This is a genomic window from Myxococcales bacterium (genome assembly GCA_016703425.1).
In the GTDB taxonomy this organism is placed as follows: Bacteria; Myxococcota_A; Polyangia; order Polyangiales; family Polyangiaceae; genus JADJCA01.
The window spans coordinates 659110-672747 of the sequence record JADJCA010000029.1 but is presented as its reverse complement, the minus strand read 5'-3'; the positions used below and the strand labels follow the sequence as shown (position 1 = coordinate 672747).

Sequence of the window (13638 nt, the reverse complement as noted above, 5' to 3'; positions counted from 1 at the left end):
GGGAAAGAGGTCCGCGCGTCAGCCTTCGAGCGCGAGTGCCGAGAGGCTCACGTCGAGGCGACTCTGAATGAGCCGGAGCACGCTCTCGCTCTCGCCGCCCGCGAGGCCCAACTCGCGCGCCAGGATGCCGCGCGTCTCTTTGGCGAGCGCCTCCCGGGCGTCAGCCAGCCAGCGCGCGATGCTCACACGATGCACTCCGTAGAGGGCGCCCAGCCGGTCCGCCGGGAGGCCGTCGACGTAGGTGTAGCGTAGGAGGTTTCGCTGGCGAATCGGGAGCGCGGCGAGGGCCTTTCGGAAGGCGGCGCGAAAGCGCTCCGCGTAGAGTCCCTTCATGTACTCGAGCTCGGCGTCGCCGCCGGCGCCGAACTGCGACTCGAGCGAGTCGTCGGACACATAACGAGCCCGCTGCTTGCCCTCGAGGTGCGCCTCTCGAATCACGCTCACGTGGAGCCACGCGCCGAGGGCGCCGCGGCCCGAATAGGTGGCGATGCCGGCGGGGCGCCCCTCGATTCCGAAGAGCATCTTCTCCCAGATCCGCGCGGCGACGTCGTCGGCCACGTCGCCTCCCACGCGAACGACACCGAGGGCGCGCACGACGGTGCCCTCGTGCTCTCGCCTGAGCGCTTCGGTGGCCCGCCTCGCACCGCTGGCTGCCGCGCTCGCGAGGAAGAAGTCGTCACTCCGAAGGGCAGGAACGTACGACGCCCACTCGACGTCGCGGGGCGCGGTGCGTTCGAGCTGGCGGAGGACCACCTCCCGCGCCGACTCGGGGCTGCCGTCGATGAGCTCCCAGCGTTGCCGCGCCGCGAGCGCGAGCGCGTCGACGACCGCGCGCAAGGCGAGCGCGTTCCTTGGGAAGAGCGGCGTTTGGGGGAGGTTCATCGGGGGCGTCGGAAGTGACTACGCACGCGCCGGGCATTTTCCCCCCGGGGCGCTCACCGTACAGCTAGCGCGGGCCCATCTCGTCGCAAGCAAGCCGCAGGTTTCGCCCCTTTGAGGACCATCATTTGCGTCGCAACCTCGAGGGCGTTTTTTGCTCGAGCCCGTGACGGGACGGCGCTGAGCCGCCGAGGCATCGACCGCAAACGACCCTCATCCGCCGGCTTCCGCGGAGCGCCTCCACCTTTGCGCGCGCACCTGTTCCATGTTCAGTTCGCCGCGGCCCAAGGAAGTCCCGCGGGCGGACGCGCGAGGAAGCCAACATGAAGACGATCTCGGACTACGTGACCTTCCACGACCAAGCGATGGCAGAGAAGTACGCGGGGGGTCGGACGAAGGTCCCCATGTCCGATCTCTTCGAGGCCTACTTCGACGGCCGCGTCGACCTCAAGGTCGAGATGAACGAGTTCCTCGACGCGCGCAGCGACCTCGTCAGCTACGACATCACGGCCGATCACGTGAAGTTCTTCGTGACGCGCATGATCCCCGAGGTCGCCATCCACTCGAAGGCGCAAGACGAGCGCATCGTTCGTGAGCACTACGACCGCGGCAACGACTTCTTCGGCGCGTTTCTCGGCGAGCGCATGGTCTACACCTGCGGCATCTTCGAGAAGGGTCCCGGCAAGGAGACGCTCGAAGAGGTCCAGGACAACAAGATGGACCTCGTCTGCCGGAAGCTCATGCTCCAAAAAGGCGAGTCGCTCCTCGACATCGGCTGCGGCTGGGGCACCCTCGCGCGGTACGCGGCCAAGTATTACGGCACCGACTCGACGGGAATCACCATCGCAGAGAAGCAGACGGCCTTCGGCAACGAGCGCATGAAGGCCTGGGGCGTCGACGACCACGCCCGCGTCCTCTGCCTCGACTACCGCGACATCCCGCGCCGCCCCTACGACAAGATCGTCAGCCTGGAGATGGTCGAGCACGTCGGCATCAAGAACTTCCAGAAGTTCTGCGATCAGGCCTACGACATGCTCTCCGACAACGGGCTCTTCCTCCTCCAGTGGACGGGCCTCCGGCGCGGCGGCGGCCAAGGGGTGCCGGTCATCGGCCTACGCCCCGAAGACCTCATCTGGGGTCTCTTCATGAACAAGTACATCTTCTCCGGTGCCGACGCCTCGCTCCCCTTGAGCGACGTATGCAAGGGCCTCGAGAAGGCCGGCTTCGAGATTCACTCAGCCGAGAACATCACCATCCACTACGCCCACACCATCGACCTCTGGCACAAGAACTGGCTCCAGAACCGCGAGCAAGTCTTGAAGACCTACGGCGAGCGCTGGTTCCGCGTTTGGAACTTCTTCCTCGGCTGGTCGGTCCGCATCGGCACCCAAGGCAACGCCGCGTGCTTCCAGGTGGTGGCCGCGAAGAACCTCGACAAGTTCGACCGCGATCGCTTCATCGGCCGCGCCCACGCCGGCGACGAGCGTCCCCTCGTGACCGAGCCCCGCGCTCGCCGCGAGAAGGCGAACGGGCCGGCCGCGCCGGAGACGCGCACGAAGCCCGTCGCCGAGGCCTGAGTTCCCCGCACCGAAGGGCGCAGCGGCCGTGTCCCGAAGGACGCGGCCGCAGTGCTTTGTGTTGTCTGTGATGGCGGCGGCGATCAGGCGCTCGGTCGAGCGCCTGATGGCCCCACGCTGGCGTCACGGCAGTTGGTACACCGCCACGCACGTCCCATAGGGACCCGTGGTCTCGTTGGCCGGGTACCAGTACCCCTCGTGGCACTGGTAGTAGCTCTGATCGGAGGCCGCCTGCACGCAGGACGCCTCTTCGACGCGGCGATTGACCGTGGGCGAATAACATCCGTCACCGGCGCTCGGCGGGCTGGGCGTCGGACTCGGTGTCGGGGGTGGGTGTCGGCTCCGCCTGTCCGTCCGTGTCCGTAGGCTCACCTCCGACGGGTGTCGGCTCGGTCCCCGGACGCGGCACTGCGATTCCCCCGCTCGCTGGCGCAGGATACCGATCGCATTCACGGCGATGAGCGCGGTAGCCGTACCAAGCGTTCATGCCCTGCATGCGGAAGATCGCGGCGGCGCAACGCGTGTTCGTCTCCGCGTTGAAGAGAGACTCGGCGTTGCTGCGCGACGGGCAACCGTTGGTGCCACCAAGGTGCACGCTGTTGACTTGAAACAAGCCCCGATCGATGGAGCCGCCGCTGTTCTGGTTGGAGGCGCGCTCGTAGAAGCGCGACTCGTATTTGGCGGTGCAGACCATGCGCCCCACGTGCGACTCGGGAAAGCCGGCGCTCCGCACGAGCGACGCGACTTCGCTCTCTGAAATCACGCGGCCGTCGTAGCGTGACCGCAACTCTCCTTCGGCGCTTCCGCCGGCTTCATCGCTTGCTTCGTCGAGTGCCTCGTTGGAGCAGCCGGCCAGTACGCCAACCAACACCATGCCAACGGCTCGGGTTCGATTCACCACTCGTCACCTCGCAAAAAGGACCAGCGCTTAACTCCGGTAACCTCCCCAGACGGGACAGATGTAGCAAAGTGTAGGCCACGGGCTGGGACGCGAAAGTGCGCGGGAAACTCCCGGAACGGGACGCGCGCGCCCGCCGTGGCGGTGTCTCCACGTGGATTCGGGAGGATCCAATGCGCGCTCCCGACACCTTGGTCCGTGAAATTTCGCGCTCGCCCGTTTCGTAGGATTCGCGTGGTCCCGATAGGCTCCTTGGATGCGGTTCCTCGCGGCTGGGTTGATGGGTTCGGTGGTCTTCTTTGGCGCGACCCGAGGGCGCGCCGCTCCGGCGTCGGCCGCCGTTTGCGCCCCGGTCCCCGCATGCGCCACGCAAGCGCTCGAGCCAGGCCCACGTCGCGAGGCCTCGCACACTCGCTCGCGGCTCGTCATGGGGCTCGGCTCGCCGCGGCACCGAGCGCGCGATCTCTTTCAGAAGGTCGGCGAGCCGCAAACGCTGACGGCCAAGTTCACCTACGGCAAGGTCCACAAGGATCTCGAAGACGAAGAGGTCGACGTCTGGGTCTTGCGCCACTGCAGCGGGAGCTGGGAGCGCCTCGGCACCACGCGCACCGGCGCGGAGAATCGCGGCGGCGGGAACGGTTCCGCGGAGGGGCGCGTCACCTTCGCGGTGCCCCAAGGACGAGAGCTCGCCGCGGGGCTCCATCGCGTGCGCTTCGTCGTCGCCCCCGATGGCAGCAGCGTCGACGCGCTCGCGGAGATCTTGCCAAAGGACGCTCGCTTCTTCGTCTCGGACATCGACGGCACGCTCACGATCGCCGAAAACGCCGAGGTCAGAAATGTCCTCGACGGCATCACCGGCTCCGTCAACGTCGACGCGCCGCGGGCACTCTCCATGCTCGCCGCCAAGGGCTACCGGCCGCTCTACCTCTCAGCGCGACCCGAGTGGCTCACCGAGCGCACCCACGCCTTCCTCGCGTTTCACGGATTTCCGATGGGCGCCGTGCGGGTGACCGCCATGAACGGCGCCACGGGCGACAAGGCCGCCGCCTTCAAGAGCGACGTTCTCGCAGCACTCGCGTCGCAGGGGCTCGTGCCCTCGTTCGGATTCGGCAATCAGCCCTCTGACACGACAGCCTACGAGAGCGCGAAGATCCCCGTGGCCGGTCGCTTCTTCCTGCGCGTGACCGACGCGCACGGAGGACGGCGCTTCGAGAGCTACGCGGAGCTCTTGCCTGCCCTCGGGCGTGTGCCCTGCCTGTAGCAAGGCACGTCGGTCACGCGGCGCGACGAAGCGTTGGCGCAGTCTTCATGAGCTCCGTCGCGCGCTGCGGCGCGCGCCCGCCACGACGAGACCGACGGCGGCGAGGGCCCAGAAGCCGAGCCGCGAGTCACCGTCGCCGGTGCCGAACGGCTGGAAGCTGCACCCGCCGCCACTGCAGAAGGCGCCGGAGGTTCCACACTGATCCTCCGCTTGCGCCTTGGCCTTCGAACGCGGCGCGACGCCGATGTACTTGCAGCCCTCGTAAACGGGGCACGTGGGCTCGCCCTCTTCCTTCGTGAGTTGACGGAACGTGGCGACGACCGATTGATCGCTCGACGCTTGAAGGACCAAGTCCGTCGCGAGCGAAGCCCTGGGAAGATCGGACCGCATGCGGGTCACGCGCGCCAGCGTCTTCTTCTGGAAGAGCGCCGCCATGTCTTCCGCTTCGACCTCTTGCGCCGTCTTGGTGATGGCACCACTCTGGTCGGTCACGGCGTCGTAGAACGGATCCTTGTTGGGGACACCGAACGTTGGCCCCCCGCGACCTCCGAAGGAGCGCTGCTGCGCGATGAGGTTCGGCACGAGCGAGGTCGAATAGTCGGCGGAGCTCTCGGTCTCCCAAGCGGCGCCGCCGAGCGCGTCGACCTTGGCCTTGCGCACGAGGTCGTAGTCGCTGCGGCTCTCGGCCCACTTCCACGTGATGTCCGACGCAGGGATCACGAACGACGGGAACGTCTGGGGCTCCCAGCGGCCATCGCCGACGACCCAGAGCGTCACGCCCACGCTCGCGCCGCTGCCAGCGGCGACCATGCGCAGCGGAAGAGAAGGCACCGCGCCCTTCGTGGTCACGCGCACCGGGCGCATCGACGTGATGCCCTGCCCCGGCACGAGCTTCAGCGCCAGAAAGTCGAACTGCTCCGTGACGTAGCTCTCAATGAGCGGCTTGATGTCGTCGGGGATGTTGTACCCGTGCCCCTTGAGCCAGTCGCCGAGAGCGCCCGGAGACTTCGCCGAGAGCTGCACCGTCTCGTAAGGGCCGACCGTTTCCTCCTTGAGCACGGTGACGCCGTTGTCGAGAGACGCGCCACCCGACGCCTGCGGCGCCCCAGCCTTCGCGGAGCTCTCGTTGTAACAAACCGGGGGCGTGGGGCAGTTGCGCGGTGGCGGTAGGATGCTCGTCGTCGTGGTCTGGTCGAGCGCCTGAAAGACAATGTCGGCGCTAAGGCCAACCTTCGCTTCCCCGCGAATGGGAAGGACCCACGCGAACGAGTCCGGGCTCCCGCTGTATTGAATCTGGTCGTAGAGGGTCGTCTCGCTCGTGGAGACGCTGAGGATCATCCGGTGGTAGGCCACCACCGTGTTCGCGATGGGGGGCGCGAAGCAGCCGCCGCATGCTTCCGCGGTCTTCGGGGACGCAAAGGCGAGGGCGCCCGCCGAAAGAGCCATGGCCAAGGTCAGCGGACGAGCAAGAGCAGACATACGCATGGGCGCCCCTCGAGCACGGGTCATGCCGCTGTCGTTGCAGCCGAATTTGCGGCCTTCTTGGGCCCGTCCGCGCGCCACGACAGACGACGCCGTCAGGGCCCGCTGGGATATGGCGCACCCTGACACAGGCCCAGGCGACGGGCCGTTTGATCGCCGCGGCGCCGGACGGATGTGGTCCAATCGGCACCTTATGGGTCGGATGGTCTGCCGAAGAACCGTGCGCATCCACTACCCCGTTCGCGAGGGCGAGCGCCTGGGCCTCCGCACCGATCAGGACTGGGACTACGACGTGCCGCCCACGCGGGTCTTTGAAGGGGGCCGAACCGTCGAGTTCGAACTGACGGCGCGGCGCCCCTTCGCCTACTTCCGCGTGTACCTCGAGACCCGCGAGGAGACCCTGTGGATGCCCGGCGCCAATCGCCTGGTGTTGCTCGACGTGCCCGTGCCCGCCGAGGTCCACCCCTTCTTCCGGTCGTCACCCGACGGCTGTTTCGAAGAGCCCATCACCATCCAGTCCACCGAGCTCGGTCGCGAGCTGTCGCTTCGCGTGTACCTCCCGCCCGGCTACGTGGAAGCAGAGCGGCGCCGCTTTCCTGTAGTTTACATGCAAGACGGCAAGAACCTGTTCTTCCCAGAGGAAGCGTTCTTGGGTCGCGAGTGGCATGTCGATGACACCGTGGCCAAACTCGATTCCATGAGCGTCGCCGACCCGGTCATCGTCGTCGGCATCCACGCCGGCGATCGCAAGGCCGAATACACCAAGCCCGGCTACGTCAAGTATGCGCGCGCCCTCGCCGACGAGGTGAAGCCGCTCATCGACGACCGCTACCGCACGCGCCCGCGCCCCATCGACACGGCGGTGATGGGCTCGTCCCTCGGAGGCGTCGTCTCATTCTTCATGGCGTGGGAGCACCCTCACGTTTTCGGCTACGCCGCGTGCATGTCGAGCACGTTCACGTTCAAAGACGATCTGCTCGAGCGCGTGCTCACGGAGCCGAAACGCGACGTGACGTTCTACTTGGACAGCGGCTGGCCCCAGGACAACTACGAGGTCACGCTCGCCATGAACGCCGCCCTCTTGTCGCGGGGGTACGAGCAGGGCCGTGACCTCATCCACATCGCCTACCCCCAGGCGCAACACGACGAAGTGCACTGGGGCCAGCGGTTCCACGTCCCGCTCCAGCTTTGGCGAAGCACGGCGCGCGCTCGCGACGTGGCGGCCCTCGCGCGACGCGAGCCCGCGGTGCGGGCCTCTGAGCGCTAGACCGCCGCTACTCAGGCGGGATCGACGGGCGCGGGAGCGATGCGAGCGCCGCGGCGGAGTCGTCGGCCAAGAGCCGATTGCCCGACGCCCGCGCTTCATCGAGCGCAAGCTCGAACTCGCCGCGCGCCCGCTCGATCTCGCCCCGACGCCGAAGCAGCGTCCCCAGCAAGACGCGCCCGTTCAGCGAGTCCCACGTGAAGTCGTGATCCTCGGCGTATTCGATGGCCGTTTGAAGGCGTTCCTCGGCGCGCGGATCACCGGCGATGCCGTCGAGGAACGCGACGTACATGCGATCGTGGTGGACGAGCCGGTCGAAGCCGCCCTCCTGCGACAGATCGAGCGACTGACGGATGGCGCCGTAAGCGCGCGGGTAGTCGTCGAGACGAATCAAGAAGTCGCCGAGGTTGTGCAGGTTGACGGCCACCTCGTACATGAGGCCCAGCGAGCGGGCCTTGTCGATGGCCTGCTCGGCGCGCGCCGCCGCAGACCTAAAGTCGCGACCGAAGTAGTCGACGAGCGCCGCAAACTTGTAGCGTTCGCAGGACGCCGCCTCGTCGTCGGGCAAGAGCGCCGTGGCCCGGTCGATGGCCGAGAGCGCCGCGGCGCGATCGCCGAGCGCCGCGTGAGCTTGCGCGCGGAAGAGCAGCACCTTGTGCTCCTCTGGCCGGTCGCCCTCGCCGGTGACGATGCGCTCGAGGCGCTCGAGCATGGCGAGGACGCGGTGGAAGTCGCCTTGCCGCGCCGCGAGCTCGGCGTAGGCGAGGAGAACCTTCTTTGCGAGCTTCTCGTCGCCCTCAGCGGCGCGTTCTGCTTCGCCGAAGTGAAAGACGGCGCGGTCGAAGTCGTGAAGCGCAGCCAAGAGCACGCCGGCGCCGACGCGCGCTTGCACGCGGGTCGTGGTGTCTTCGCCCTGATCGACACGCCAAAGCACACGCTCGCAGAGGGCCGCCGCGTCGGGGCACGAGCGCGAGAGGCGCACCGCTTGAATGAGCGCGTCGAACCAGCGGGCGATCTCGCGCGGATCGCGCTTCTCGATGTCACAGAGCTCGATGGCGCGGGCGAGGTCTTTCGCCGCCGCCTCGATCTGCTTGGCGCGCAGCCGCTCTTCGCCGCTGCGAGCGAAGTAGTCGGCGGCCCTTTGGCTTGAGCCCGCTTGGTAGAGGTGCGCCGCGATGCGCGCCGCTTGCTCGCCCGTCGGCTCGCCCGAGAGCAGCGACTCGAGCGCCGCCGCCGCCGCGGCGTGCATGTCGCGCGAGGCCTCGAGCGTCAGCGCGTCCATGACGACCTCGCGCAAGATCGGCGACGTAAAACGCAACGCCGAAGGCCCCGTGTGCACGAGGAGGTCCTTTTCGCGGAGCTCGCCTAACGAGCCCTCGACCGTGGACATGGGTCGCCCCAGCATCTTCGCGAGCGCCGTTGCCTCGACCGGCTCGCCGAGCGCAGCGGCCGCCTGCAAGACGGCCCTTTGCATCGGTTCGAGGCTCGCCACGCGCGACGCGACGAGGCCGCGGAGCGTCTTGGGCAACGCGATCTCCTGCCCGACGAGGCGCATCTGCGTAATGCGGCGCGACTCGATGGTGAGCGCTCGCGACTCGATGAGCGCCTTCAGCAGCTCTTCGATGAACTGAGGATGGCCGCCGGCGCGGTCGCGCACGAAGCGGGCGAGGTCCTCGGGCACCACCTCGACGACAAGGCGCGCGGCGATGAGCGCTTGCGCGTCTTCGTCGCGAAGGTCGGTGAGATCGAGGACGTTGTGACGACCGACCATCTCGAGGGCGTGGGAGAAGCCGGCGCGCGAGGCGAAGGCAAAGACGAGCCGCGACTTCGAGAGGCGCGCGTAGGCGGCTTCGAGCACCGCAAAGCTGTCTTCGTCGAGGCAGTGGGCGTCGTCCCACGCGAAGATGTGTGGTTTGTCTTCCGAGAGGCTCGCGAGCATCCGGCCGAAGGCGTGCTTGAGGGCGGCCTTGGCGTGGGGATTGGCCGCTGGTACCGGCGCACCGAGCGTATTGAGCACGGCGGCGACGTCCTCGTCTTGCAGGCCCAACGCGCGAAGACGCGGCTGAACCGCGAGGACCCGCTCCGGCGGATCACCTTCCACCACGCCGCAGAGAACCTGCAACATGCACGCGATGCCCGTGAGCGGGTACGCGCGACCGTGCGGAGGGCAGGTCGCCAAGTAGAAGCCGATGTTGTAGCCGCCCTTCTGGAGCCGGCGGTCGACCTCGTGAAGCAGCCGCGTCTTGCCGACGCCGTGATCGCCGCGGAGCGTAAAGACGCTCGCTTGACGCTTCGTCGCCGCGGCGAGCACCTCGGCGAGCGCGCGGAGCTCGTCTTTGCGGCCAACGAAGCGACCGAAGGTGTCCTTCGGGTCGCGGACGTCGTGGACGACGGCGCCGGTCAACCCGGTGCGCGAGGTGACGCCTTCGCTGAGGGGCAAGATCTCGAAGAGACCGCGCACTTGACGCATGGCGGTCGTCGACACGGCGCAGCGACCCGCTTGCGAAAACGCATAGTCGCGCGCCGTGGCGAGGAGGCTCTTCAGCCGCTCGTCATCGGTGGGCTCACCGTCCTTGCCAAGGTGGATGCGCGCCGCGTGAAGGCCGACGCTCGCGCGCCGCCGACCGCCGCGCGGCTCGGAGGCGGGGTCGAGATCGCCGATGCCCGCCAGCGACGCCGCCGACGCAGGCGCCGCGGGAATGCCCGACCCCTCGAGCGCGCGCAAGGTCACGAGAGCACACCGCGTCGCCACCTCGGTGTCGCGACCGTCGGGCTCGGCGACGCCGAAGATGGCCGATACCGCATCGTCGGTCTGCGCAACGACGCGGCCACCGTAGCGGCCAATGATGGCGCTGGCGCGCTCCGCGGCCCACAAGGGGTCGCGATCCGGTAGCGCGAGCACGAAGCCCGTGACCTCGCGCCGCTCGCCCATCTCGGCGGCCCGCTCGAGGTCGATGGAGCGAGCCTCCAGGGCCGGCTGCTGGCTCCGCTGGTTAGGGACCTCGACAGGGGTCTTCTCGTTGTTGTCGTCGCGATCGCCCTCGAGGAGGCGATCGGGGTTCATGACGGTCTGGGGCGGGAGGCTGCCGCGGAAGCGTTGCAGGAACGTCGCCAGCTCATGGGCGCCGTAGCGGCTCCCCTCGCGATACAGGAACGCGAGCATGGCTTCGACCATGCGGCCGGCGTCGGGGTAGCGATCCTCCGGCGCCTTCTTCATGGCGAAGGTCACGACGTCGCTCAGGTCCTTGGGGATCTCCTGGCGCAAGAGCTCGAGCGGCGGATACTCGCTGGCTTGCACGCGCCGCAAGGTCTCGAAGGTCGTCGGCGCGCTGAAGGGGTTCACGCCGGCGATGCACTCGTAGAGGAGCACCCCGAGCGAGAAGAGATCGCTGCGCGCGTCGACGTTGTCGCCCTTGGCTTGCTCGGGGCTCATGTAGCCGAACTTGCCTTGGAGCTTCCGCGCGCGCGTGTCGTAGGTCGACGATGGTTCGATGACGCCGCGCGCCTTGGCGATGCCGAAGTCGGTGACTTTGACCTCGCCCTCGAACGACAGGAGCACGTTCTGTGGAGACACGTCGCGGTGCACGATGCCGAGGGGGCGGAGCTGCTCGTCGCGGCGGCGATGGGCGTGGTCGAGGCCCTTGGCCACCTCGGATGCAATGTACACGCACATGTCGAGGGGCAAGACGACGTTCATGCGCCGGCAGCGGGCGATGAGCGTCGCCAGATCGAAGCCGTGCACGTACTCCATGGCCATGAAGTAGGCGGGCGCCTCGTCGAGCTCGCCGGCGGGCGCGAGGCCGAGGTCGAAGACCTGCACGATGTTCGCGTGCGAGAGGCGCACCGCGAGCTTCGCCTCGTGGATGAACATCTCCACGAACTCCGGGCTCTGCGCCAGCTCCGGAAGGATGCGCTTGATGACGAGGACCTTCTCGAAGCCCTCCACGCCAAAGCTCTTAGCCTTGAAGACCTCGGCCATTCCTCCTTGGCCAAGGCGTTCCAGGAGCTTGTAACGGCCGAGCGTCGAGCTCATGGCGGCCGTGAAGCTACCACGTGCAGGTCACAGCGGGAGCTTTTGGCAGTGAATCGACAAGGCCAGGAATTTTCCTGACTTTTGGCGCCTCTGTCGTTGCGGTGACGGCACCAAAGCGCGGCTCTTTGGGTCGAGCGACTCGAACGCCGGGGCGTCAGGCCCCCGTTCGTTCCCCGTTAGTTCCCCACGCCGCCGCACGTACCGAAGCCCGGCGGGAGGCGCCAGTCGTTGATGTTGTCAGAGCTGCATGGGTCGGCCGCCGGGCAACCGACCGCGGGGTTCGCGGGGTCGCACAAGACTGCCGTGTCGCCGGGCGCGCCATCGCACGCCGCTTGCGTCATGCACGACGAGCCGGTCGTGTTGTTGTTCTGCGTGATGCAGCAGACCTCGTTCGCTGCGCAGTTCGCGTTGCTGGTGCACTTGAGCGTGGTCGGGCGGCCGCCACCGCCACCGCTGCCCGGCCCCGCGTCAGGTACTGGGCAGGCGGCTCCCGTCACGCATGAAAACTGAAAGCTCGCGCCGCCCTGGGCGCGCGTCGAGCAGCAAACTTGCGAGGGAATCGCGCAGCTCGCCGTGCCGCAGGTGAGCGACGACGTGTTTCCGCCTGGCCCGGCGTCGGCGACGACGCCCGCATCGAGCGGCCCGGGCGTGCCGGGGTTGGTGACCACGGCGCCGTCGGGCAGCGTCGTCGTGCCGGTCCCGGAGTCGCTCGCGGTGCCCGTCGGCGACGTGCCGGTTCCCGTGACCGCACCGTCGGCGGAGCCGTCGGGCGCACCTTCGAAGACGTCGGGGTTCGCCGTCGTGCCGCAAGCGAGGAGCAGCGCGGGCAGCAAGCCCAGCAGAGCCGTGACGCGGGTGACGGGGACGGAGCGCGACAAGCGAAGACGAATCACGGGATACCTCCTCGAGGGGGTCAGGTTGACGGCGACGAACCTTTGTCCTCCGACAATGCGCAAATCAGGCGCCGAGGGACAAATTCAGTGGTCCGACGTCCGCCTTGCGCGCACGTGGCAAGGCGCGCGACCGCCGAACAAAATGAAAAACGCGCGGAAGGACATGCCTTCCGCGCGCTTCTCGTGTCACTGGCGCCCGGTCCGGACCGGAGCCGAGGGGCCAGCGTGCTGATCAGTAGCCGCGGTGACCACCGCCGCCACGACGATCGCCGCGGTCGCCGCCGCGGAAACCGCCGCCGCCACCACCGCCGCCGCCGCCACCACCACCGCCACCGCGGTTGGTGCGCTCCTCGGCCTCGTTCACGCGAAGCGGACGGCCGTCGAGGAGGGCGCCGTTCATCTCCTGCATCGCCTTGATCGCCTCAGCCGCGGTCGCCATGGTGACGAACGCGAAGCCGCGCGAACGGCCGGTCTCGCGGTCCGTCACGACGTGGACGTCGGTGACCTCGCCAATGGCGGAGAAGGACGCGCGAACGGATTCGGCGGTGGAGTCGAACGAAAGGTTGCCTACGTAGAGCCTGTTACCCATGGTGTCTTGTTCTCTCGGTCTAAAAACGGCTTCTTGTGCTTCGAAGTAACCAGCCGTCCAACGTGCCGTGCGATCGGAGGAGGTTCGCGAAAGAATTTTCGCGGCCTTGAAAAACGAACTCCCTAGTGACCGAACCGCGATCGACAGATCGAGAGAGCAATCGTGACGGGAAGTGTTCTCGTGAGCGGCGTCACCTTAGCGCGGCTCTCTGGTTTCGCAAAGACCATCGAACACCTTTGGTGACGTGGGGAAAAATTTACGCAACACCATGATATTGCACATGTGTACCCGGGCGCGTCGCCGCCAGGCCGTCTCCGACATTGACCGGCACGGCCTCCGGGCACGGCCTCCGACATTGGCGGGTGCGGCCTCCGACATTGAAGCCCGTCCGGGGACAGTTTGGCCTGCGGCGGCCAACGCCGTCGGCATCCGAAGCCGTTTTTCAGATGATTCGCGGCTTTTCGCAGTGGCACACGCGCTGCTTGGAGGACGGCATGCCCACGTCAACCAAAGGTGCTGCGATGATCCCGTCTACCGAACTCTCCAACGCGGAACTCAGCGAAGTGCAGGGTGGCCGCCTCGAAACGTGCATCCCGATGCCGTTGCCGGAGCCCTTCCCCCTCCCGTGGCCCGGCGACGGCTTCCCCGAGCCGCCGTTCCCGCCCCCCTACCCCACCGACTTGGTCTGAGCGGACCCCCTGCGCTCGACGCTGCCCACGTCGAGAGGCTGTCGCGAGTGAGACCAAGGTACTGATAACGCGC

The 13638-nt window shown here is 67.7% G+C and carries 10 protein-coding genes; 4 read left to right on the top strand and 6 right to left on the bottom strand.

All coding sequences use genetic code 11. The features are described 5' to 3' along the window. Positions 1–18: 18 nt before the first annotated feature. Positions 19–882 carry a hypothetical protein gene (locus IPG50_36340; GenBank protein ID MBK6697615.1) on the bottom strand — a complete coding sequence of 288 codons (864 nt, stop codon included), beginning with the start codon at positions 880–882 and terminating at the stop codon, positions 19–21. 401 nt (positions 883–1283) lie between these two features. Here IPG50_36340 and IPG50_36335 point away from each other — a divergent pair, with 401 nt between their 5' ends. Next, the gene (locus tag IPG50_36335) at positions 1284–2456 is read left to right on the top strand and encodes a class I SAM-dependent methyltransferase (GenBank protein MBK6697614.1); all 1173 of its coding nucleotides are present in this window, start codon (positions 1284–1286) and stop codon (positions 2454–2456) included. Positions 2457–2742: 286 nt separating this feature from the next. Here the strand turns inward: IPG50_36335 and IPG50_36330 are convergent, their stop codons facing one another. After that, positions 2743–3354: a transglycosylase SLT domain-containing protein gene (locus IPG50_36330; protein ID MBK6697613.1), complete on the bottom strand. Its 612-nt coding sequence runs from the start codon at positions 3352–3354 to the stop codon at positions 2743–2745. A gap of 256 nt (positions 3355–3610) precedes the next feature. Here IPG50_36330 and IPG50_36325 point away from each other — a divergent pair, with 256 nt between their 5' ends. Continuing rightward, a complete protein-coding gene (locus tag IPG50_36325) occupies positions 3611–4615 on the top strand; it encodes a phosphatidylinositol transfer protein (protein MBK6697612.1) in 1005 nt (334 codons plus the stop codon). A gap of 45 nt (positions 4616–4660) precedes the next feature. Here IPG50_36325 and IPG50_36320 read toward each other — a convergent pair whose 3' ends face one another. Beyond that, the gene (locus IPG50_36320) at positions 4661–6100 is read right to left on the bottom strand and encodes a DUF2330 domain-containing protein (protein ID MBK6697611.1); all 1440 of its coding nucleotides are present in this window, start codon (positions 6098–6100) and stop codon (positions 4661–4663) included. Between the two features lie 217 nt (positions 6101–6317). Between IPG50_36320 and IPG50_36315 the strand changes: the two genes are divergently transcribed. Then, positions 6318–7364 carry a hypothetical protein gene (locus IPG50_36315; GenBank protein MBK6697610.1) on the top strand — a complete coding sequence of 349 codons (1047 nt, stop codon included), beginning with the start codon at positions 6318–6320 and terminating at the stop codon, positions 7362–7364. A gap of 7 nt (positions 7365–7371) precedes the next feature. Here the strand turns inward: IPG50_36315 and IPG50_36310 are convergent, their stop codons facing one another. The 3 genes from IPG50_36310 to IPG50_36300 all read right to left on the bottom strand — a co-directional run bounded on the left by IPG50_36310 (position 7372) and on the right by IPG50_36300 (position 12876). Continuing rightward, the gene (locus tag IPG50_36310) at positions 7372–11394 is read right to left on the bottom strand and encodes a protein kinase (protein ID MBK6697609.1); all 4023 of its coding nucleotides are present in this window, start codon (positions 11392–11394) and stop codon (positions 7372–7374) included. Between the two features lie 176 nt (positions 11395–11570). After that, the gene (locus tag IPG50_36305; GenBank protein MBK6697608.1) at positions 11571–12287 is read right to left on the bottom strand and encodes a hypothetical protein; all 717 of its coding nucleotides are present in this window, start codon (positions 12285–12287) and stop codon (positions 11571–11573) included. Positions 12288–12519: 232 nt separating this feature from the next. After that, the gene (locus IPG50_36300; GenBank protein MBK6697607.1) at positions 12520–12876 is read right to left on the bottom strand and encodes an RNA-binding protein; all 357 of its coding nucleotides are present in this window, start codon (positions 12874–12876) and stop codon (positions 12520–12522) included. Positions 12877–13370: 494 nt separating this feature from the next. Between IPG50_36300 and IPG50_36295 the strand changes: the two genes are divergently transcribed. After that, positions 13371–13565, top strand: coding sequence for a hypothetical protein (locus IPG50_36295; protein ID MBK6697606.1), 195 nt, complete (start codon positions 13371–13373; stop codon positions 13563–13565). Positions 13566–13638: the final 73 nt, after the last annotated feature.

Coding starts and splice junctions, on each gene's coding strand:
- IPG50_36335 (MBK6697614.1), top strand. CDS start 1,284: ATGTCCGATCTCTTCGAGGCCTACTTCGACGGCCGCGTCGACCTCAAG.
- IPG50_36300 (MBK6697607.1), bottom strand. CDS start 12,876: ATGGGTAACAGGCTCTACGTAGGCAACCTTTCGTTCGACTCCACCGCC.
- IPG50_36310 (MBK6697609.1), bottom strand. CDS start 11,394: ATGAGCTCGACGCTCGGCCGTTACAAGCTCCTGGAACGCCTTGGCCAA.
- IPG50_36325 (MBK6697612.1), top strand. CDS start 3,611: ATGCGGTTCCTCGCGGCTGGGTTGATGGGTTCGGTGGTCTTCTTTGGC.
- IPG50_36295 (MBK6697606.1), top strand. CDS start 13,371: ATGCCCACGTCAACCAAAGGTGCTGCGATGATCCCGTCTACCGAACTC.
- IPG50_36320 (MBK6697611.1), bottom strand. CDS start 6,100: ATGCGTATGTCTGCTCTTGCTCGTCCGCTGACCTTGGCCATGGCTCTT.
- IPG50_36340 (MBK6697615.1), bottom strand. CDS start 882: ATGAACCTCCCCCAAACGCCGCTCTTCCCAAGGAACGCGCTCGCCTTG.